The organism is Nocardia sp. NPDC052254 (assembly GCF_040679495.1).
In the GTDB taxonomy this organism is placed as follows: Bacteria; Actinomycetota; Actinomycetes; order Mycobacteriales; family Mycobacteriaceae; genus Nocardia.
The window spans coordinates 1,057,929-1,079,309 of record NZ_JBFAUW010000001.1 but is presented as its reverse complement, the minus strand read 5'-3'; the positions used below and the strand labels follow the sequence as shown (position 1 = coordinate 1,079,309).

Here is a 21,381-nt window from a genome sequence, read left to right as displayed (position 1 = left end):
TATTGAGAAGGACGCTCGATGAGTACCATCCTGGCCGCTGTACACGAGACGTACGGCGTTGTTCTCGCTCAGGTCGGGAACCCGACACCCGAGACGCCGCCGGCCGCCGACAAGTTGATGAAGCTGGTCCGCTACTTCACGTGGTTCGTTCTGCTGTCGGGCATTCTCGGCATCACCTACGCCGGTGGCCGCTTCGCCTGGGAGAAGTGGACCGGTGGTGGCCTGGAGTCGCCGAAGATGGTGGCGGGCGCCATGATCGGCGGCATCGTCGCCACCAGCGCCGGCACGATCATGAACGCCGTCATCGGATCGTGATGGGTACCGCGATCGTGCTGGCCTACAAGCAGATGCCCGCGGACGTGATCCAACCGATCATGCAGTTGATCAACTGGTTACTGTGGTGCGTGCTGTTGCTGTGCCTGGCCTGGATGATCGTTTCCGCGGGCCGGCTGTGGTCGGCGATGCGCGACGACATGGCCGTCAACGATGCCTCCCACGGCATCGTGATGAGCCTGATCGGCGCGATCGTGGCCAGTTCGGCAAGTGCGATCGCATTGACCTTCCTACCTGCGTGACTTGGTGACAATACTCAGCTGTGTGAGCCGACAACATGAACGGCGGCAACGATTTTCGACGATCGGAGGTGAGGCGTGAGCGACAAGAGCGAGACCGGTGAGCGCAGCGTCTCCTTCGGCGTCATCGCCTCCGCCGCGGTGATCGCGTTGATCGTGATCGTCGGGATCTTCATGTACGTCGGCCGTGACACGTCCTCGTCCTCGTCCCCACCCGCTGCCCGGCACACGGATTCGGCGCCCTCACCGGCGGCGGGTTCGGGTGCGACCGGATTCACCGCGCCCGATGTGGATCTGTTCGGCCGCCGGGTCGATATTCCGAACAATCCTGCGGGACAGCCACTTCCGCAGAGTTCGTCGCAGCAGCACGGTCCCTCGGATTCGGACTGGCTGACCGCGGCACCCACCGGCACCACCGAACCGGAGGGCTGGCAACGGGTCTTCGGTGCCTCGGTGCCGTTCTCCACCAGCGACGGCCCCACCCGCATCGACAACAGCGGGCTGGCGGTCGGGTACTCCCACACACCGCAGGGGGCGGCATTGGCGGCGGCACAGATCACCTACCGGCTCAACGCCCGTCCGGGCGACCGCGACCTCTACGTCCGGCAGGTGCGGGTCTCGGCCCAGCAGATCGCGGCCTACGACAAGGCGCGCGGCGCCGGCAAACTGCCCGAGCAGCAGCCGGACCGGATCACCAGATACCTGGTGGCCCCGGACGCGTTCCAGATCGAGAACTACGCCGACGACATGGCGATCGTGCGCTTGGCCGCGCGCGGTCCGGTCACCGACGGCAAACAGGTGTGGGCGGCGATCCGCTTGATCATGGTCTGGGACAACGGGGACTGGCGGCTCAAGCCGACCGAGGCCCGATCGGCCCAGAGCGAATACGTCGACACGCTGCAGGGGTGGACGAAATGGTGAGCACAGCGGTTCTGGAGCGGTACGAGAGCCGGGCCGATGATCCGGATCGATTCCCTGCGACGCATCGAGGAGTGAATCTCATGATGAGGCGCATCGTCACGATTCTCGCGGTCGTGTTCACCGTCATGATCGCCACACCGACGGTGGCCTACGGTCAGACCTACGGATTCGATCAGACCTGCAACGAGATCCACGACGATCTCGACGGCCTCGGCCTGCCCGGGCTGACACTCGGTGACGCCGCCTCGGCCGCGTGCAAGGCCGGAAATGCGGCGACCCACCCGCCCGATGCGGCGAATGCGGTCAAGGACAAGGCGTGGGACTCCACCTTCGGCAAGGTGGTCGACTCGCTGATGAACGGTCTCGGGCAGGCGCTGATCCTGGCGCTGACCTTCTGGATGAAGGTGCCCAATGAGCGAATCAGCAACGGCGGTGAGCTGTTCCAGCGCATCAACGACTACACCTATCAGGCGCAGATCCTGTTGCTGATCGTGTCGGTGATCCTGTCCGGCGCCAAATTGGCCGAGGCCAGACGCGGTGCGGCACTGAGCGAGGCCGCCGAGTCGTTCCGGATGTTCGCCAGAGTGGTGTTCAGTTCCTGGATGCTGGGCGCGGTGATCGTGGCGGGCACTCAGGCCTCGGACCGGTTCTCGCAGTGGGTGATCGAGGACGCCACCAACGGCAATGCCCGCAGCCTGGCCGAGTTGATGGTGAAAACTTCCAAGCTGCAAGCGTTTTCGCCGGGCCTGGTGCTGATCATCGCGATCGTGGGTCTGCTCGGCGCCTTGGCGCAGATCGTGCTGGCCATCGTCCGGCAGGGCATGCTGGTCGTGGCGGCGGGGGTGCTGCCGTTGGCGGCGGCCGCCTCCGGGACGAGCACCGGCCGGCAGGCGTATCCGAAACTGATCGGCTGGATCATCGCGTTCATGCTGTGGAAACCGGTGGCCGCGATCGTCTACATGATCGCTTTCGTCACCGCCGGTGACACCAACGAGACGACACCGACCTCGGGGTTGCCCAACGCGGATCAGGCCCAGCGGATGCTGGTGTCGATCGTGCTGCTGTGCAGTGTCGCCTTCGTCCTGCCCGCCCTGATGCGACTGGTCCACCCGGCGGTGGCCTTCGTCGGCAGCGGTGGTTCCGGTCTGGCCGCCACCGGTGCGGTCCTGCTCGGCGCCGCGGCGCTGGGCGCGGTCGGCACCAAGGCGGTGGGCGTGCGCGGGAATCAGGCCGCGGCAGGGGCTCCCGGGTATGTGGGCCGGGGCCGGGGGCAGCGGCCGCCGGGCGGTACCGGCCGGGGTGGCGGCGCTCCGCGACCGACCCCACCACGCGGGCCACGTCCGCCAGGGGGCGGCGGCGGACAACAGCCCGCGAGCCCACGAGCACCTGGCGGCTCGGCACCGGCGACCTCGACGGCGTCGCGGGCCATGAACAATATCGCCACGGCCCGGTCCGCGGGCGCGAGCCTGAATCGCGCCGAGGACGCGGCGGGGGACATCGCAGGTGACCGGTGGACCAACCGCGCACCCGACCTCGGCAGGAGCACCATTCCACGATGACGTCGACCGACACCTACGAGCACCGCTCGTACGGGCTGTGGCAGAAGCCCCGCAGCGCAGGCCTTTTCGGACTGCGCTGGGGGGAGACGGTGCTCGGCTTCGTGGTTGTCATCACCGCGTTGATGACCGCCCTGGTCGCCGGGCCGAAACCGGCGCTGTTCATCGCCGTCATCGGCGTGGTCGTGATGGTTCCACTGGTGTGGCGGACGGGGGGCCGCTCCGGATACGAGACGGGATTGATGATGTTCCACTGGTTGCGCGGCCGCAGCAAAGGCGAGCACGTCTATCGCGGCGGCCGATTCTCCCGCATCCCGGGCGGGGTCTCCCGCCTGCCCGGGCTGATGGCACCCTCACGCCTGTACGAGGGCATCGATGCGGGCGGTTACAGCTTCGGCATGATCCACCTGCCGCAATTCGCGCAGTACACAGTCGTTCTGCGGGCGTGGCCACAGGGGCACGAGGCTGTTGATCAGCCGGTCATCGACCGGTGGGTGTCGGCCTGGGGTACCTTCCTGGCCTCGCTCGGGCAGACTTCCGACATCATCGCCGTGGTGCCGGTGATCGATACCGTGCCCGAGACCGGAAACCGTTTGCTGACCGAGGTTTCCACGATCACCCGGCCGGAGTCGCCGGCGCTGGCGCAGCAGGTGATGTACGAACTGGCGACCGAGCTGCCCCAGGAACGGGTGCAACTGCTGCCGCGCGTGGCGATCACCTTCAAGGCCACCACCGCCGAGCGGCGGAAGAATCCGGCCGAGGAGGCCGTCGAGATCGGCCGCCGGCTGCCGGGGATCTGTGCGGCGCTGGCCGAGGCCGGTGTGCGGGCGCAGCCGATGTCGGCCGATGAGGTGATCTCCTTCATCCGCCGCAGCTACGATCCGGCCGCGCAGGCCGACCTCGAGGTTGCCGCGGGTGAGGCGGGCGGACACGGTCTGGAATGGGCCGACGCCGGTCCGATCTCGCACGAGGAGCGCTGGGATCAGTTCATCCACGACGGTGGCCGGTCGGTGACCTGGGAAATGGACGCCGCACCCGAAGGCGCGGTGGACGAGCGCGTACTGCAGCGGTTGCTGGCGCCCAATCCGGAGGTGCCGCGTAAGCGGATCGCCATCGTCTACCGGCCGCATTCGGCCGCCGACGCCGCCGAGATCGTGGACGACGACTACAAGAACGCACTGGTCGCGCAGCAGAGTGAACGCGGCGTGGTGTCGGCCTCGGCGACGCTGCGGGTGGGCGCCACCCAGCAGGCGCGCGAGGAGCAGGCCCGCGGACACGGCGTGACTCGTTTCGGTGCGCTGGTCACCATCACCGAACCCCTGCGCGGCGATCTGCCGCGCATCGAGGCGATTACCCGGGACCTGTCCACACAGGCCCGGCTGAAGATCCGGCGGTGCTACCGCTACCAGGCCGCGGCCTTCGCGGCCTCGCTCGGTTGCGGGGTGATCCTGCCGGAACACGCGAGTATTCCCAAGGCATTGGCGGGGTGAGCGTAGATGGCAGGTGACCAGGAACCACCGGTCCGTTACCGCGGCGAGCCGCCGCGCTACAGCGAGCGGGTGGTGGATCCGGAGAATCCGATCCCGGCCGGCCGGCGCGGACGGATCCCCGAAGACGAGTGGGGTGCCGAGGCGTACGCGCCCGGCCTGCCCGGCTCGGAACGTGGTGGCGCACCTGCCGATTGGGACGACGTACCGCTGCGGCCGATCCGGCGGCGCACCCGGCACGAGGATCTCGGCCGGACCCGGCGTGAGGCGGATCCCGCATCGGAGTCCGGTTCCCGCCGTCGCCGGTCGCGCGGTGACCGCCGTGACGCCGATGCCATCGAGCAGTCGCGTGATGTTCGGGGGGAGTCCGCGCGCAGGCGGGCCCTACCCGAACTCGAAGTGGGCGACACCCGCAACTCCGGCCGCACGGCGGCGGAAGTCAACGCGGCACAACGGTCGTCGAATGCCGGGCGCAGCACCGAGGATCGTGGCATCCGGGTGGATTCGGAGCCCAGGCAGGGCCAGGCCCGAACTGCCCGGGAGTCGCGTGACCGGACTGCGGCACCGCCGGATTCGGCCCGGGACAACACCTCCGGCCGGAAGCAGTCGGCGCGGGATCGGCGCTCCGCGCAGGTCGATACGGGCGAAGGTGCGCGCCGCGACGGTGACGCCGGTGGTGAGCGGCGCTACAGCGGCTCCTCCGGGGCGAATGCCGCCGAATCGGCCGCCTCGGCGAATCGGGAATCCGATATCGATCTGCGCGATTCGGCCGCAACGTCGGAATCCGGCAATGGCGGTGCGCCGGCCACCACGACACGTGAGCGGGGGGCGGCGGCCGATGCCGCCGGGACCGCGACATCGCGCACCGAATTCGCCGGAACGGAGGTGCCGGAATACTCCGGCACTCCGGCGGCGGCGGAGGACGGTGCCCGCGCCGGGGCGCCCGCCCGCGACCGGCGCCGGGAGGTCTCCGGTGAGTACACCGGAAACACCGAGCGAGCCGGCACACCGTCGGCCGACGATGTCGCTCGAACCGAAGACCGTCCGGAATCTCACAATTCCGCAGCGGCGCAGAACATCCCGGACAGCGGCCGTGAGCGCCGCCGCGCGGATGGGGCCGGCGATCGGCCCGCAGACCGAGAGAGCTCGTATGCGAATGGCACGACTCAGCAGTCCGATTTGCCCGCCGGATTCGACCAGCCGCACGTACGGACCCGCCGGGGGCGCGACGTGAACGGTAACCAGGAGCGCGGGTCGCGGCGCGAAACAGGATACGACAATGGATCCGGGCGGCGCGGTGACGGCGCCACCCGCCGCGGCCGTACCGACCGCGGCCTGCGTGATCGTAACGGATCGAAACTAGCCTCCTACGAACAGCTTTCGGGCGGCACCGCGGCGCCCGGCCCCGATCGCCGCTCCCGGCCCGCCAAGAAGAAGAACCAGGGCCCCGCACTGCTCGACGACGCGGCGCGGGCGCGGCTGGAGGCGGTGGCCCGCGAGGGTGCCGGACTGCGTGCGGCGTGGGCGATGTTCCGTATCCGCACCGACGATCTGCGCCGCGTCAACGCGGCCGCGCGCATCGAATCTGTGGTGGAGGACGGATTCGACCGCGGCACCGCACAATTGACCGATCGCGGCTACATCGGTGCCGGCGGCGGTCGCATGAACGTGGTCGGCCGGCCCGTCGAATACCGCGCCACCACCGCTCAGGTGGCGGGGCTGTGGCCGTGGTCGGTCGGCGCCGGCGCCCCCCTGATCGGTACGCCGCTGGGGTCGCATCTGCACACCGGTGCGCCGGTGTGCTTCGATCCGATGAACTGGTTCATGCGCGGCAGTTTCATCACCGCGCCGAGCCTTTTCGTGCTGGGGCTCAACGGTTTCGGCAAGTCCTCGCTGGTGCGCCGGATCGTGCTGGGCGGTGTCGCGCAGGGCATCACACCGCTGATCCTGGCCGATGTGAAGCCGGACTACCGCAAGATGGTCGAGATGGTGGGCGGCCAGGTCATCGATCTGGGGTACGGGCACGGCAAGCTCAACCCGCTCGCCGGTGGTGTCCTCGGCTCGATCGTGCCGCAGTTGGCCGATCAGCCCGATCTGCAGTTGCAGGTGACCCAGGAATTGCGTGCCCGGCAGGTCACGCTGATCGCCGGTCTGGTGGAGCTCGTCCGTGGTGCGCGAGTGCGCGATTACGAGGAAACACTCGTCTCGACCGCACTGCGCATCCTCTACCGCGAGGGCAGTGGCTTCGCACCCGAATCCCCGCCCATCATGGAGGATCTGCTCGAGGTCGTCATCGCGGGTGGCCAGGAACTGATGCTGGATGCCGGCGCGGACAACACCGACGAGTACCACGAGGCGACCAAGGGGCTGCGCCGTTCGCTGCGGGCCTTGACCCAGGGGCCATTCGGCGCGGTCTTCAACGGTCAGACCACGACACCGATCGACACCTCCGCGGTGGCGGTCTGCATCGATGTCTCCCATATCCCGAGCGGTGACAAGAAACTGAAGGCCGCGGTCATGCTGGCCTGCTGGGCGGACGGCTTCGCCTCGGTGGAGGCCGCGCACGTCCTCGCGGACGGGAAGCTCGGCCCACAGCGGTACTTCCAGGTCGTCATGGACGAGCTCTGGCAGGTACTGGGCCTGGGTGACTTCATGGTCGATCGCGTGGACGAACTGACCCGTCTGCAGCGCGGTATGGCGACCTCGCTGATCATGATCAGCCACACCATCAAGGACCTGCAGTCGCTCGGCTCGGAGGCCGCGATCGCCAAGGCGCTCGGCTTCCTGGAACGCGCCCGCGCCAAGATCTTCGGCGCGCTGCCGCCCGAGGAGATCAGCCGACTCGATTCGACCATCCCGTTCACCTCCGCCGAGGAGGAGATGGTGACCAGTTGGTCGGCGCCACAGGCGCTGACCGGTGAGGCGCTCAAACCCGGACAGGCCCGGCCACCGGCGCCCGGTACGGGAAAGTTCCTGCTCAAGATCGGTGAGGATCGCCGCCCCGGCATTCCGTTCCATATGGAATTCACCGCATCTGAGAAGGAGAGCGGAATTCACGAAACCAACCAGCGGTTCAGCGAGTTCACCGAATCCACGGCCCGCCGGGGCGACGAGGGGAGTGCCGCGTGATGCCGCACCGGTCATACCGAAGAGTGTCTCCGCGGGTGCGGGAGGCGGCAGTGGAACAGGTCATCGCGCTGACCGACAAATTGCGGAGCGAATCGGAGGCATGCCGGGTCGTCGCCGAACAGATAGGCGTACACACCAATTCGGTGCGCAACTGGGTGCGGGCCGCGGAGGGCCCCAGCCTCGAACGCATGGATGCGGTGGCGTTGCGGCGGAAGGTGGCGCTGCTGCAACAGCAGTTGGCAGCCGCCGCGGAGATGAACCGGACGCTGGTGGAATCGCTGAACGAAACCCGCCGCGCGACATGACGGATGCGCGGTGAACGCGAAAACCGTCACCGCCCTGGTCCTCGGCGGTGTCATATCCCTGATCACGCTGGTGGTGGTGATCGTGCTGCCGTCGTCGGAGGATCCCTGCGCGGACGAGCCGACAGCTCCCGTGCCCGTACTGCCCGACACCTCCGATGCGCCGTGGGCCGCGCGGGCATCGGCATCGGCCACACCGTCCTCCGCGCAGACTCGCGACCAGACATCGCCGACACCGAGCGCGGCCGATATCCCCGCCGCCGGAACGAATCCGGGGGTGACGGCAACCCCCTCGCTGGCCGCGGGAATCGCGCCGATCCGCCGGACCTGGCCGCTGCCGGCCGGATCGTTCACCGTCTCCGATCCCTTCGGTGCCCGGGACGGCGGCCATCTGGGTGTGGACCTGGCCGCCCCGGACGGCACCCCGGAATTCGCCGTCGCGGACGGTGTGGTCGTGGCGGCCGGACCGGCTTCGGGATTCGGCAACTGGATCGTGATCGATTCGGTCGATGTCAACGGCCGCTCCTTCTCGGCGGTCTACGGCCACGAATGGGCCAGCGGCGTGCACGTCCGGGTGGGCCAGCGGGTCCGCGCGGGCCAGCAGGTCGGCACGGTCGGCTCCGCGGGCGAATCCAGCGGTCCCCATCTGCATTTCGAGATCGTTCCCGGTGGACGTCTCACCGGTGGTCACCAGATCGATCCGCTGCCGTGGCTCGACGGCGCCGCGACCCCGAATGCCGCCGGTGCGTCCCCGTATTCGACGAATCCGCTGTGCAGCCGCGGATTCGGTACCGCCGGTGGTGCGCTCGCCGACGGGAAGGTCCCGCCCGAACTCGAGATCTGGTACCGCCGCGCGGGTTCCCTGTGCCCGGAAATCAGTCCGTCGGTGCTCGCGGCGCAGGGCCGCCAGGAATCGGGGTTCCGGCGCGGGCTCACCTCGCCCGCGGGGGCACAGGGGCTGGCCCAGTTCCTGCCCAGCACCGCCCATGCCACCGACCCCGACGACGGCAGACCGTATCTGCTCGACGCCGACGGCAGTGGGCAGGCGAGTCTGTGGGACGACGGTGACGCGATCATCGCCCAGGGCCGCTACATGTGCTCGATCGCGCACCAGGTCGAAGGCTGGATCGGGGAGGGCAAGGTACACGGCGATGTCGTGCCGCTGACCTTGGCCGCCTACAACGCCGGTGAGGGTGCGGTGCTGGCCTCCGGCGGTATGCCCAACCAGGTCGCTGCGCACTATTCCGAGACACGGCCCTATGTGGCGAACATCCTCGCGATGGAGGCGCAGTACCGTGCCCCCGGATCGATGGGCCGATTCGAACCGGGCCACGGCTCGGCCGGTGCGGATGTCCTCGCGGCCGCGCAGCAATGGATGGGCACGCCCTATGTGTGGGGTGGTGGCGGTCCACAGGGGCCGACCGGCGGCGGTCTCGACGGCCCCGGGCTCACCTCGGCCGCGGTCTTCGCCGCCTCCTCGGGGGCCAAGACCCTGCCGCAGACCGCCGAACAGCAGTGGGAGGCGGGGGTCGAGGTTCCGATCCGCGGTGCGCAGCCGGGGGATCTGGTGTTCTCCCGATTCAGCCTGCGTGGTCCGTCCGAGGTCGGTATCTATGCCGGGAACGGCCGGATGATCCGGTCGGCCGACCCCTCGGGAGTCAGTGCGGCTCCGGTACCCGGCGACGCGCGGTTACGGAGGGTGTTGTGAGGTCACCAGATTCGGGACACGCCGAGATCGCCAGGTCGCCGGGAGTCGCCGCGGGCGCATCCAGCCGGATAACCTGGAAGCAGTGCCCGAAATTCCGGGAGCCGGGCCGCCGACCCACGGCACGGACCGTCTACGCGAACCTGGTGGTGATGCTGGTGGTGAGCGTCGCATTGCTGTCCGGTGCCTGTGCGAGCGGGGGAGACCGGACCGAATCCACCACCGCCCCCTCGACGCCGCGGCAGTTGGAGGCTGTTCCCGCACCCGATCCCGGTACACCGGACGGGGTTGCGGTCGCCGCGCTGCGCGAGGTGTTCACCTGGTATCCGGCATCGGAATCCCAGGGGGCCTCGCTGGCGCGGGCGCGGAAATGGCTGGGCCCCAGCCTGCTACACACCCTCGATGCGCCCGCGGACGGGCAGACTCCGAATCCGTCACTGCAGTGGGCCGATTGGGGCCGGGCGGGCGTGCGGGTGGAGGCCTTCACCTTCGCCTCGGGCGAACAGGCGCCCGGCGCCGCCGATCCCGATCACCGTCAGTTCAAGATCGGTATCGAGCAGACCGCCGTCCACCCGGACGGGGCCCGCGACACACTGCCACCCTCGACGGTGATCGCCACCGTCGTCCACACCCCCGACGGCTGGCGGCTCGACGGATTTCGTTGAGCGGCAACCACATATCCGGTCACCTCAGGAGGCGAGATGGCGAAGAAGGTGAAGGACCCGGCCGATCCGGGGCCCGATGTCACCCTGTACATGATCTACTACGGTTTCGCGATCTTCGGAACCCTGTGGGTCGCCCTGCATCTCGGCAACAAGCTGTCGTCCGCACCGCAGGACATCCCGATCAATCCGGTGGCCTGCATCGCGAAGATCGCACGCGGGCAGCTGCATTGGCCGGCTCCGTCCACGGTGATCGTCTTGCTGGTTCTGGCTGTCGTGATCGCGATCGTCATGGTGCGGCGTGAAATGAAGAAGCGGCGCGGCCGGGGCAAGCTGCCCATCGACGACAAGGCCCAGTACATGGGATCCGGTGGGGCGATCGCGGCGCTCAGTGAGGCCGGGGTGCGGGACAAGGCCAAGCAGCTCGGGGTTCGACTCGGATTCGAGGATTCGCCCGGCGTGCCGATCGGCGTCGGTGTGGCCGACGGTGCGATGCTGTTCGGCTCGTACGAAGACCTGCATCTCGACATCTGGGGTCCACGGCAGGGTAAGACCACCTCCCGGGTGATTCCGGCGATTCTGTCGGCGGTGGGTCCGGTCTTGATCACCTCCAACAAGCGCGATGTCGTGGACGCGACCCGGGATGTGCGGGAGAGCAAGGGATCACGGACCTTCGTCTTCGATCCGCAGGGCGTCGCGGGAGAGACGCACGCCGGCTGGTACTGGGATCCGCTGGCCTGGGTGGACGCCCGGCACGAGGGGTGCGAGATGCGGGCGGCCCGGCTCGCGGGTCATTTCGCCGATGCTGACGACGGCGGTGAGGGCACCCCCGACAGCTACTTCGATCCCGAGGCCGAGGATCTGCTCGCCGGTCTGTTTCTCGCTGCCGCCGTGGCCAATCGGTCGATCACCCAGGTGTGGGAATGGGTCACGAATCCCGGCAATCCCGAGCCGGTCGAGTTGTTGCGCGCGGCCAGCCACCACCTGGTGGCGTCCGGTCTGGCGCAGCAGTACAACACCGCCGAACGTGTGCGCGACAGTATCTTCGGCACCGCGAAGAAGATGGTCCGCTGCTTGAAACTGTCGAACGTGCATCAGTGGGTGACGCCGAGCGGTGATGGGTACCAGTTCGACGAATGGGACTTCCTGGATCGCAATTCGACGCTCTACTGCCTGTCGCTGGAAGGGCGCGGATCGGCGGGTCCGCTGGTCAGTGCACTGACCGAGGCCGTGGTGGATGTGGCGATGCGCAAGGCCACCCATCAGCACATGGGACGGCTCGACATTCCGTTGCTCGCGGTGCTGGACGAGGCGGCCAACATCGTGCGCTGGAAGGATCTTCCGAAGCAGTACAGCCACTTCGGATCCCGCGGCATCGTGGTGATGACCGTGCTGCAGTCCTGGGCGCAGGGCGTGCGCTGCTGGGGTCAGGCCGGTATGGAGGCGTTGTGGGCGGCGGCCAATATCAAGGTGCTCGGGCCGGGTATCGACGATATGGGGTTCCTGGCCGCCCGCTCCGAGGCGATCGGTGATTACGACGCCGTCTCGTCGTCGGTGTCGGAATCCAAGGGCGGCAAGAGCTATTCGCGGTCGCTGGGTTCCTCGCGCACCCTCAATGCGAACGCGCTGGCGACGTTGCCACGCGGTCGCGCCGTGGTGTTCTCCTCGGGTTCGCCGGCGACTCTGGTGCGCACCGTGCCATGGTGGGAAGGGGAGTACGCTGCCGAGGTGCGCAAGTCCATCGAACGCCATGACCCGCAGCGCCGCACCACGATCGACGATCTGGTCGACGAGCGTACGGTGATCGACGGCGGCTCGACGCCCGGGCAGCCGCCGACGACCTACGGACAGCCTGAGGAGGTTCGCCCGCTGTGAACGACCAGCAGCCCCAGGACATGATCTACTCGAACGTGGTCGAGTTCGTGGAGAACTATCTCAGTCTCGTCTACCGGCGGCAGGTCACCGATCTCACCGATACGGTGTGGTGCCCGGAGTGGTGGAAGCATGCCGAGGCCGCGATGCGTCTGGAAGCACTGTGGCGCGCATGGGAATACCTGCGCCAGGACGCCCAGACGGGGATGAGTGTGTGGTTCCTCGATCATGCGGATCCGCACATGTCGCGGTTGTTCGATCCGCGTGGCCCGTTCAAGTACTGCAGTGTCCGCAACGGGCACAAGGACATGCTCAGTCCGCTGCCGCTGACCCCGCCCCAGCAGGGCATGTTCGGCGAGCCCAGCGCGGCCGATCCGAAGAAGATCTGAGACTCGCGAAAACGACTGTGCCGCCGTCCCTTTCCGGGGCGGCGGCACAGCCGTGTACGGGATCGATCAGCGCCGGGTGCGTTCGCGTTCGCGCACGCGCTCCTCGTGCTCGCGTGCGCGGGTGACCCGCGGCGGCTCCTCGGGTCGGGTGCGGACGGCGGCCTGCGGCGGCTGTGCCTGGCTGACGTCCATGAGCATGCGCACGGCGGCCAGCTCGGGTGCGACTCCGACCCGGGACAGATGTGCGGCGAGGGCCTGCCGGCGTTCGGGTGAGTCGTAGCGGCTCAGTTCCCGTTCGCGGGTTTTCTGGCGCTCGGTGGCGCGTGCCGCCCGTGCGAGGTTGGAACGCTCCATTCGCTCGAGTGAGATGCCCCGGTCCAGATTCGGGCGCTCGAGCATACGAGCGAGTTCCAGGTTGCGCGGATCCTTGGACTTGGCCTCGCGGGCCTCGCGCAGCATCCGCTCGCGGGTCTCCTTGACCCGTTCCTGGGTGACCTTGACGCGCGCCTCGGCCTCGCGCTGACCACGTTCGCGGGTCCGCAACGCGACCAGGGTCGCCAGCTGCAACATTTGCCTCATCAAAGCCGCTGTCTCGCGGCCGATGTCATCGACTTCCTCGGCCATGCCTGCTCCCCGATGCTGCAGTGATCACTGTGGACGATTGTGGTGCTTCGTATCGGACTCCGCCACACGAAGGGATGTTCCGCCCGGCGACTTCCCACCTTCCTGCACAACGTGGACACCGGTTGTGCTGCGGAAACGCTGCCCACCCGGGGCGATCGATACCCGCATCGCAATCCGTTCCATGAGATTACCAGTGTGGGAGCAGGGCAACCTTACTTCCGCCGCGCAACAAATCTGCATCTTCTTGATTCCGACAAAGCGGACATGGTGTGGAATGTTTCCGGCTGTCGTCACCCGGTGGTGTGCCGAGGGCGATTCGAATCCGGTGCCGGGCATCCGGATTCGAATCCGCGGGTATCAGCTCACCTGGACCGACTGCAGGGTGACCGGCGACTTCGGCGCGCCGTCACCGGACGACGGATCCTGCAGGCCGTCCTTGGCGATCGCGTCGAGGGTCTGCAAGCCGGCATCGTCCACCGTGCCGAAGATGGTGAACTGCGGCGGGAGTTCGGAGTCCGCGTAGACCAGGAAGAACTGGCTGCCGTTGGTATTCGGGCCGGCGTTGGCCATCGCGATCACGCCGCGCTTGTACTGCACCGCCTGATTCGACGCCGCCTGATCCTGCGGCGGGAATTGATCGGTCGGATATTCGTTGGCGTAGGCATATCCCGGTCCGCCGTGGCCGTCGCCGGCGGGGTCACCGCACTGCAGAACCTTCAGGCCCTCACCGGTGGTGAGCCGGTGGCAAGGGGTGCCGTCATAGAACTTCTGCTGCGCCAGACTGACGAAACTGTTGACGGTGCAGGGGGATTCGCCGGCGTTGAGGGCGATGCCGATCGGGCCGTGCTCGGTCTGGATGGTGACCTTCGGCGATTCGGTGGTCGAGACCTCGGTCTGTTCCGGCTTGTGGGCCGGTTTCACGGCCGGTGCGGCATCGGCGTAGTTGCAGCTCACCGTCGCCGCCTTCGGGACGGGGGCGGGCGGTGGTGCGGCCTGCGGAGTCGAGGACAGCGACGCGTCGGTTTTCGCGGCGGCGGTGGTGTTGTCGCTGTCGTCGCCCCGGGTCAGGTAGTAGATGCCGACGCCGGCCGCCACGGCCACGACCACGCCGAGTACCGAGCCGGCGATGGTCAGCTGCTTGCGCTTGCGCTCCCGCTCGGCCTGTCGGGCCAGTCGGCGCTCCAGCTTGCGTTTGGCCGCTGCTCGTCGCTGTTCGTTGGTCGGCACTACCAGGTCCTCCCGTGTCGGTTGCGTATCGGCATAAGAGTGTGCCATCAGTTCCTGAGACGACTGCCAGGTTCCCGGGGGCATCGGTACAATTGCCCAGCTCGGCCGGGTGGTGGGTAAACCGGTTGGACTTGCCGCGCCCGGGTGGGGGAAACTGGTCCATTGTGACCAAGACCAGCAGCTTCACCGCCCCGAAAGGGATTCCGGATTATGTTCCGCCCGCCTCCGCGGAGTTCGTCGCCGTGCGGGACGGCCTCGTGCGTGCCGCACGATTGGCCGGGTACGGACATGTGGAGTTGCCGGTGTTCGAGGACACGGCACTGTTCGCGCGCGGCGTCGGCGAATCGACCGACGTGGTCACCAAGGAGATGTACACCTTCGCCGACCGCGGCGAGCGCAGTGTGACGCTGCGCCCCGAGGGGACCGCCGGAGTGATGCGCGCGGTGATCGAACACGGTCTCGATCGCGGGCAACTGCCCGTCAAGCTGTGCTACGCGGGTCCGTTCTTCCGCTACGAGCGGCCGCAGGCCGGGCGGTACCGGCAGCTGCAGCAGGTGGGTGTCGAGGCGATCGGTGTCGACGATCCCGCCCTGGACGCCGAGGTGATCGCCATCGCCGATTCGGGATTCCGCTCGCTGGGCCTGAGTGGCTTCCGCCTCGAGATCACCTCGCTGGGCGACGACACCTGCCGTCCGCAGTACCGGGAACTGCTGCAGGAATTCCTGTTCGGGCTGCCATTGGACGAGCCGACCCGCCGGCGCGCCGAGATCAACCCGCTGCGGGTGCTCGACGACAAGCGCGAGGAGGTCAGGACGCTGACCGCCGATGCCCCGCTGATGCTCGATCACCTGTCGGACTCGGCGAAAGCGCACTTCGAGCAGGTGCTCGGGCACCTGGACGCGCTGGGTGTGCCCTATGTCGTGAATCCGCGCATGGTGCGTGGGCTGGACTACTACACCAAGACCACCTTCGAATTCGTGCACGACGGACTCGGGTCGCAGTCGGGGATCGGTGGCGGTGGTCGCTACGACGGCCTGATGGCCGAACTGGGCGGGCAGCCGCTGTCGGGTATCGGCTTCGGTCTCGGTGTGGACCGCACCGTGCTGGCACTGCAGGCCGAGGGCGTCACCGCGGGGGATCCCGCGCGGGTCGACGTCTTCGGTGTGCCGCTGGGCGAGGCGGCGATGGCGCGGCTGGTCGTGGTCGCGGCCGAGCTGCGTGCGGCGGGAATCCGGGTGGATCTCGCCTACGGTGGCCGGGGTGTGAAGGGCGCGATGAAGGCGGCCGACCGCTCCGGTGCGGCGTTCGCGCTGGTGCTCGGCGACCGCGACCTGGCCGACGAGCAGATCGGCCTGAAGGATCTCGGCAGCGGCGATCAGCGCCAGATCTCGCTGGCGGATGTGGCCGCCGAGGTCTCGGCGGCGCTGGCCGCCCGGCGGTAGTACGGTTCGACGATGACTCGAATACCGTGCCGCGCATCGGCTTCCGTCGCAGCTCACGGCGATCGCTCACGGGTGTGAACGAGTCCGCGGATTCCGTGGCGTCACAACGGGTCGGCCTGGACCTGATAGCCCCGGAGATGTACGGACCGATGCTGCGCCGTCTCGCACTGGCCGCGGTGGGCCTGGGTGTCGGCGTCGGAGTGTTGGTCGCCGTGGTGGTGAGCTGGCCGGCCGGTGTGGTGGCCGGATGTGTGCTGGGCATGCCGACCGCGGGCTATGCGCTGGCGGTCCGGCGGCGGCGAATGTGGCTGGCGGGAACCGTGATCGAGGCACGCACGCTGCTGGGGCGCCGGCGGCTGGACATCGCGCGCGCCTCCGGGGTGGAGATGCTGGTGTTTCCCGGGCGGCTGAGCCGGATCGCCTTGCGCGTCACGGCCGCCGGTCGGACGCAGACCGTGCCGCTGGCGATGTACACAGACGCCGGAAGCGGGCGTGAGCTGCACATTCTGGGTTTGCGCAAGCTCGCCGACGCATTGTCGGCCGGCGAGCTGGCCGCCGCCGTGTCGTTGTCGGGCCTGCTGGTCGGGCAGCTGCGGGCGGAGGCTCGCGATGCGGGGCTCGAGGAGCGGCCCCTGTATCGGGCGGTGCAGCTGGTGCGGGCGCGCGACATCGCGCAGCCGGTCTTGCTCAGCGACAGCGATATTGCCGATCTGAATCGAGATAAAGCCCCCTGAATCGATGCCGAGATAACCGCTCGGTAACGGCCACAGGTGCGTGACGCCGCGTTGACGAAGGGATATTCGCCCAGGCAGGCAACTTCTCGGTTCACTTCATCGGCCGACGTGATCGATGCTCGGACAGCGCCGTGACCATACTGGTATTCAGCCGATCCGCGGTTTGACGGTTTCGGGTCTGGAAATTCGGCGAGTCACAGCGAACACTGAGAATCGCAAGTCTGATGAAGGAATTGGCTCGACGAAGGAGAGGCCATGCATAGAAGCACATTCCGCAGGGCGGCAGCCGCCGCAGCGATCGCGGTGGCGCTCGGTGCCGTCGCCGCACCCGTCGCATCCGCGGCGACGACGGCACCGAATGCCGCGCCGGTCGACGGATCCGTCTCGATATGTCTCAGTTTCGGCAGTGTCGCAGTTTGTCTCTGAGTGAATGAGAGAGGGCGTCACCGACCCGGTGGCGCCCTCTCTCGTCGCCATGGTCGCCGAAAACGGTTGTGGCGCGGTACGGATGGGGTCGGGCTGTCTGGTTGCTCACGGTGCCCCGCTACGGGCGGTGCGGGTCGTTAGGGTGGTTGACGTAGCCGACCGTCGAGTTCTCGTGAGCAAGGAGTTGTCGTGAGCAATGCCGTACGCACGCCGGTGACCGTCACAGTCACCGGGGCCGCCGGACAGATCGCCTACGGGTTGCTGTTCCGCATCGCGTCGGGCGCCATGCTCGGATCGGACACACCGGTGCGGCTGCGATTGCTGGAGATCCCGGCCGCGGTCGGCGCGGTCGAGGGTGTGGCGATGGAACTCGAGGACGGCGCCTTCCCGCTGCTGGACTCGATCGACATCAGTGACGACCCGTGGGTGGGCTTCGACGGTGCCTCGGTCGCGATCCTGGTGGGCGCCCGGCCGCGGACCGCGGGAATGGAGCGTTCGGATCTGCTGGCGGCCAACGGGCCGATCTTCACCGATCAGGGCGCGGCCATCAGTGCCAGCGCCGCCGCGGACGTCAAGGTGCTGGTGGTGGGAAATCCGGCCAATACCAATGCCTTCATCGCGATGAGCAATGCGCCCGATGTGCCCGTTTCGCGTTTCACCGCTCTGACCCGGCTCGATCACAACCGTGCCATCGCGCAGCTGGCCGGCCGCAGCGCGGCCCCGGCCGCATCGATCACGCGGATGACGGTGTGGGGCAACCACTCCGCCACGCAGTACCCGGACATCGGTCATGCCCTGATCGGTGGCCGGCCCGCGGCCCAGGTGGTCGGCGATCGGACATGGGTGCGGGAGGACTTCATTCCGACGGTGCAGCAGCGCGGCACGGCGATCATCGCGGCCCGCGGTGCGTCCTCGGCGGCGAGCGCCGCGAGCGCGGCCATCGATCACGTACACGATTGGGTGCTCGGCACCGCCGCCGACGACTGGGTGTCGATGGCGGTGCCGTCCGACGGCTCCTACGGGGTGCCCGAAGGGCTGATCAGCTCGTTCCCGGTGACCTGTGCGGAAGGGGAGTATCGCATCGTGCCCGGGCTCGAGATCGACGAATTCTCCCGTGAGCGCATCGATCTCAGCGTCGCCGAGCTGGCGGCCGAGCGCGATGCGGTCATCGACCTCGGCTTCGCCAAGCGCGGCTGAGCCGTCCCCGTCCGCGGGCGGGTCACACCTTCGCGATCACCGAGTTCGCGTACCGCTCCAGGTGGGCGATCTTGTCCGCCAGCGGTTCGGTGTCGTCGCCCGCGACGTAGGGGTAGCGGAAGCCGACGATCACATCGGTGACGCCCTTGTCCTCGAGGCGCTTGATGCCGTCGGTGGTGTAGGCGTCCATGGACGCCGCGTGGATCTCGAACGGTGTGGTCGAATCGCGCTCGGCGCGCAATTCGTTCAGCCGGGCCAGCATCCGGTCCAGTTCCTCCGGATCGCCACCGGCGTGCATCCAGCCGTCGCACAGTCGCACGGCACGGCGCAGTGCGGCATCGCTGTGCCCGCCGACCAGGATGGGCAGATGTTCGGTCGCTCCCGGCGTGATCTTGATCTTCGGGATGTCGTAGAACTCGCCGTGGTACTCGAAGTACTCGCCTCGGGACAGGCCGCGCACGATCTCGATGCACTCGTCCATACGCTTGCCGCGCCGTTCGAACGGCACGCCCATGATCTCGAAGTCCTCGGGCCACGGGCTGATGCCGACACCCAGCGAGAAGCGGTTACCGCTCAGATACGCCAGTGAGGCTGCCTGCTTGGCCACGAGTACCGGCGGGCGGATGGGAAGTTTGATCACGAAGGGCGTGAAGCGCAGGGTGGTGGTCGCCGCGGCGAGTGCGGCCGACAGGATGAACGCCTCGATGAACGGTTTACCGTCGAGGAATTCCCGGGAGCCGTCCGGGGTGTACGGGTACGTGGAATCCGATTCCGCGGGATAGGCGACGCTGTCGGCGATGGACATGCTGTGGAACCCGGCGGCCTCCGCGGCCTGTGCCAGCGGCAGGTAGTGCGCCGGATCCGTCATGGCCTCCGCGTAGGTGAAACGCATCGGTGGTCCTCTCGGGTGTTGCTCCGATATGAAACTAGAACAGATTCTAATCTGTGGGCGATCCTAGCCGCATCGGTGGTGGATTGTCCCGCGATATGCCCACTGAATGGGTATAAGAACCTGTTCTAATATTGCCGCCGCTCGCGATGTGTTGTCGATGCCGGACGCGCCGTGGCCCGGACCTCGAGTGGGTCCGGGCCACGGGTGCGGTCCACCGGCGTCGCGCCGGCGTGCGGATCAGAGCTGGTCGTTCTCGTACTCGCTGATGATCTCGTCGGCGTGGACCTGTCCGATGACATCGGGTGTGGTCTCGCCGAGCAGTCCGGTCAGATCGGAGTTGCCGGTCGGGCTCTGGTAGTTCTGCACCGCGCGGGCGCGTTCCTCGTCGCTGTTGCGTGCTCCCGCGGCGGGCGTTCCGCCGCCCATGAAGCCCTGCCCCGGAGTGCCCTGTCCGGGGACTCCCGGCATTCCGGGGCCGAAGGGCATTCCGGGAATGCCGGGTGGGCGAGCTCCAGGTACCGAGGAGCCGATTCCCGGCGTGCCGGGCGAACTGCCCCCGGCGCCACCCAGCAGGCTGCCGAGGTTTCCGCCGAGGCCGCCGCCCGAGCCCGGATGGGCGCCGTTACCGCCGAAGGCGCTCGCATGCGTCGCCGCCGAGCCCCCCAGGCCGGAACCGAGATCGCCCAGACCGGACGCCGAGGTGTCGCCGCCGGAGAGCATGCCCTGCGCCTGCTCCATGATCGGCTGGCCCACATTCTGAGCGACCGCCTGTGCCGCGTTGGCGGCGTCGGGGCCGTTGGCGCCGACGAGTTGCTGTACGACCGACGACAACTGACCGGTGTAGCCACCCAGTTCGCCGCGGGTGGCGTTGACGATGGTGACCGCCTGGCCGAGGTGTTCGGTAGCGGTGGAGATCAGGATCGCCTGCCCGGGCGGGGTGAGTACGACCGGAGCCAATGCCGAGGCCTGCGCGGCGAACGACTGCGCCACCTGGGTGAGCTGCACGTTGCCGCGCTGCACCACCGCGGCCGCCTCATCGGTGAGCTTCGAGATGTCGAAACCGCGCTGGCTGGCGTCCTCGCCCTGGGCCTGGGTCTGCTGTCCGGCGGACTGCGCGCTGGCGGCGGACTTGCCCTGCCACACCTGCTCGACCGACTTCATCGCACCCATACCGACCTGCATGGCGCTCTGGATGACCTGGGAGGACTGGCTGAGCAGATCGGCCGGGTTGAGCGCGCCCATCACACCGGTGCCGAAACTGGACAACAGGTCGAGGAAGGGCTTGAACAACGCGTCGACCCCCGGCAGTGCCGGCAGCGCCATACCGCTCATCAGTGCGGCGACCGGGTCGGCGGGCAGTGCCGGGAGGTTGGCGGGCAATGCCGCGGCGGCCTGTTGAACCGCGCCGGGGGCCCCGCCGAGAGCGGCGGGCGCCTGCCGCAGCGCGGCATCGGCACCGTCGAGCACGCCCTGCCCGCCCGGGATGCCGCCGAGGACTCCGGAGGCCTGACCGATCGCATCGTGACCGGCGCCGACCAATGGTGAGATCGCATCACCCAGCACGCTGGAATGCACGCCGTCGGGCGCGCCGGAACCAGCACCGGGCAGATGGGGTGCACCCATCGCGTGCGAGCCGTCGTCGTCGAATTCCTTCCGCGATGTGGCGAACTCCGGTGCCTGCGCCGGCTCGGTATCGGGCGGCAGCTGGGGCAGTGCGATGTCGGTCAGCGGGCCCTGCTGATCGGCGGTGGCCAGCATCGCGTCCGGCGTGGGAGCGGGTGCGGCCGGGGCGACCGGTGCGGACGGCGCCGAGGAGGCGGCCGGGGCGGCGATGACGCCGTTGTCGGTACCGGAACCGATGGTGTGCACCGTCAGCCCCCGATCCCGTTACCGATGACACCGAGGGCGGTCGCGGCGGTGTTGTCGGACTCGCCCAGGAGTGCCGCGGTGCCGAAGGCGGACTCGCCCAGGTGATTGCATTTGGCCGACAGATCGTTGACATCACTGCAGTGCAGGACCTGGGCGGCGGCGAACATCGCGAGATAGTCCGCGCCGATGAGACCGAAAACCGGTGTCATCGCGGCGACATGCGATGCGGTGTCCATATTGGCCGCCCCGGCGATTTCGGTCGCGATCCCCGTGTGCGCGGTGCCGAACGCGCGGATGGCACCGCCTTCCGCGGTGAGATCATTGGTCATCGATTCTGCCCCCCATCATGGTCAACTTCTCGTCCACGTAGAACAG

19 protein-coding genes are annotated in these 21,381 nt (G+C 68.2%); 14 read left to right on the top strand and 5 right to left on the bottom strand.

Annotated features, from left to right (window positions below; genetic code table 11):
* Positions 1-18 precede the first annotated feature (18 nt).
* The 11 genes from AB0L57_RS04825 (at position 19) to AB0L57_RS04775 (ending at position 12,595) form a co-directional block, all read left to right on the top strand.
* Positions 19-315: a hypothetical protein gene (locus AB0L57_RS04825; RefSeq protein ID WP_030513931.1), complete on the top strand. Its 297-nt coding sequence runs from the start codon at positions 19-21 to the stop codon at positions 313-315.
* The gene (locus AB0L57_RS04820) at positions 315-575 is read left to right on the top strand and encodes a hypothetical protein (RefSeq protein WP_025350768.1); all 261 of its coding nucleotides are present in this window, start codon (positions 315-317) and stop codon (positions 573-575) included. The genes AB0L57_RS04825 and AB0L57_RS04820 overlap by 1 nt, the downstream gene beginning before the upstream one ends.
* Before the next feature lie 75 nt (positions 576-650).
* Positions 651-1,493: a hypothetical protein gene (locus tag AB0L57_RS04815; protein WP_364957125.1), complete on the top strand. Its 843-nt coding sequence runs from the start codon at positions 651-653 to the stop codon at positions 1,491-1,493.
* Positions 1,494-1,573: 80 nt separating this feature from the next.
* A complete protein-coding gene (locus AB0L57_RS04810; RefSeq protein ID WP_364957123.1) occupies positions 1,574-3,052 on the top strand; it encodes a hypothetical protein in 1,479 nt (492 codons plus the stop codon).
* Positions 3,049-4,539: an SCO6880 family protein gene (locus tag AB0L57_RS04805; RefSeq protein ID WP_364957120.1), complete on the top strand. Its 1,491-nt coding sequence runs from the start codon at positions 3,049-3,051 to the stop codon at positions 4,537-4,539. The genes AB0L57_RS04810 and AB0L57_RS04805 overlap by 4 nt, the downstream gene beginning before the upstream one ends.
* A gap of 6 nt (positions 4,540-4,545) precedes the next feature.
* A complete protein-coding gene (locus AB0L57_RS04800; RefSeq protein WP_364957118.1) occupies positions 4,546-7,665 on the top strand; it encodes a hypothetical protein in 3,120 nt (1,039 codons plus the stop codon).
* 50 nt (positions 7,666-7,715) lie between these two features.
* A complete protein-coding gene (locus AB0L57_RS04795) occupies positions 7,716-7,970 on the top strand; it encodes a transposase (protein WP_364957115.1) in 255 nt (84 codons plus the stop codon).
* Positions 7,971-7,980: 10 nt separating this feature from the next.
* Positions 7,981-9,675 (top strand): peptidoglycan DD-metalloendopeptidase family protein, encoded by a 1,695-nt coding sequence (locus AB0L57_RS04790; RefSeq protein WP_364957112.1) that lies wholly within the window; start codon positions 7,981-7,983, stop codon positions 9,673-9,675.
* Positions 9,672-10,337, top strand: coding sequence for a hypothetical protein (locus AB0L57_RS04785; RefSeq protein WP_364957110.1), 666 nt, complete (start codon positions 9,672-9,674; stop codon positions 10,335-10,337). The genes AB0L57_RS04790 and AB0L57_RS04785 overlap by 4 nt, the downstream gene beginning before the upstream one ends.
* Positions 10,338-10,373: 36 nt before the next feature.
* On the top strand, positions 10,374-12,209 hold the full coding sequence (locus AB0L57_RS04780; RefSeq protein ID WP_364957107.1) for a TraM recognition domain-containing protein: 1,836 nt from the start codon (positions 10,374-10,376) through the stop codon (positions 12,207-12,209).
* Positions 12,206-12,595, top strand: coding sequence for a DUF4913 domain-containing protein (locus AB0L57_RS04775; RefSeq protein ID WP_364957104.1), 390 nt, complete (start codon positions 12,206-12,208; stop codon positions 12,593-12,595). The genes AB0L57_RS04780 and AB0L57_RS04775 overlap by 4 nt, the downstream gene beginning before the upstream one ends.
* 66 nt (positions 12,596-12,661) lie before the next feature.
* Here the strand turns inward: AB0L57_RS04775 and AB0L57_RS04770 are convergent, their stop codons facing one another.
* Positions 12,662-13,219, bottom strand: coding sequence for a hypothetical protein (locus AB0L57_RS04770; RefSeq protein WP_364957101.1), 558 nt, complete (start codon positions 13,217-13,219; stop codon positions 12,662-12,664).
* Between the two features lie 357 nt (positions 13,220-13,576).
* Positions 13,577-14,446: a peptidylprolyl isomerase gene (locus AB0L57_RS04765; protein WP_364957098.1), complete on the bottom strand. Its 870-nt coding sequence runs from the start codon at positions 14,444-14,446 to the stop codon at positions 13,577-13,579.
* Between the two features lie 164 nt (positions 14,447-14,610).
* Here AB0L57_RS04765 and hisS point away from each other — a divergent pair, with 164 nt between their 5' ends.
* From hisS to AB0L57_RS04750, 3 genes are all read left to right on the top strand, one after another.
* Positions 14,611-15,888, top strand: coding sequence for a histidine--tRNA ligase (hisS, locus tag AB0L57_RS04760; RefSeq protein ID WP_364957096.1), 1,278 nt, complete (start codon positions 14,611-14,613; stop codon positions 15,886-15,888).
* Between the two features lie 95 nt (positions 15,889-15,983).
* Positions 15,984-16,622, top strand: coding sequence for a hypothetical protein (locus AB0L57_RS04755; protein ID WP_364957093.1), 639 nt, complete (start codon positions 15,984-15,986; stop codon positions 16,620-16,622).
* A gap of 615 nt (positions 16,623-17,237) precedes the next feature.
* The gene (locus tag AB0L57_RS04750) at positions 17,238-18,245 is read left to right on the top strand and encodes a malate dehydrogenase (protein WP_364957090.1); all 1,008 of its coding nucleotides are present in this window, start codon (positions 17,238-17,240) and stop codon (positions 18,243-18,245) included.
* 22 nt (positions 18,246-18,267) lie between these two features.
* On the opposite strand, the gene AB0L57_RS04745 is transcribed toward AB0L57_RS04750, so the two are convergent.
* From AB0L57_RS04745 to AB0L57_RS04735, 3 genes are all read right to left on the bottom strand, one after another.
* On the bottom strand, positions 18,268-19,137 hold the full coding sequence (locus AB0L57_RS04745) for a TIGR03619 family F420-dependent LLM class oxidoreductase (protein ID WP_364957087.1): 870 nt from the start codon (positions 19,135-19,137) through the stop codon (positions 18,268-18,270).
* 237 nt (positions 19,138-19,374) lie between these two features.
* Positions 19,375-21,006, bottom strand: coding sequence for a hypothetical protein (locus AB0L57_RS04740; protein ID WP_364957084.1), 1,632 nt, complete (start codon positions 21,004-21,006; stop codon positions 19,375-19,377).
* A gap of 2 nt (positions 21,007-21,008) precedes the next feature.
* Positions 21,009-21,335, bottom strand: a complete 327-nt coding sequence (locus AB0L57_RS04735) for a type VII secretion target (protein WP_364957081.1) — start codon at positions 21,333-21,335, stop codon at positions 21,009-21,011.
* Positions 21,336-21,381: the final 46 nt, after the last annotated feature.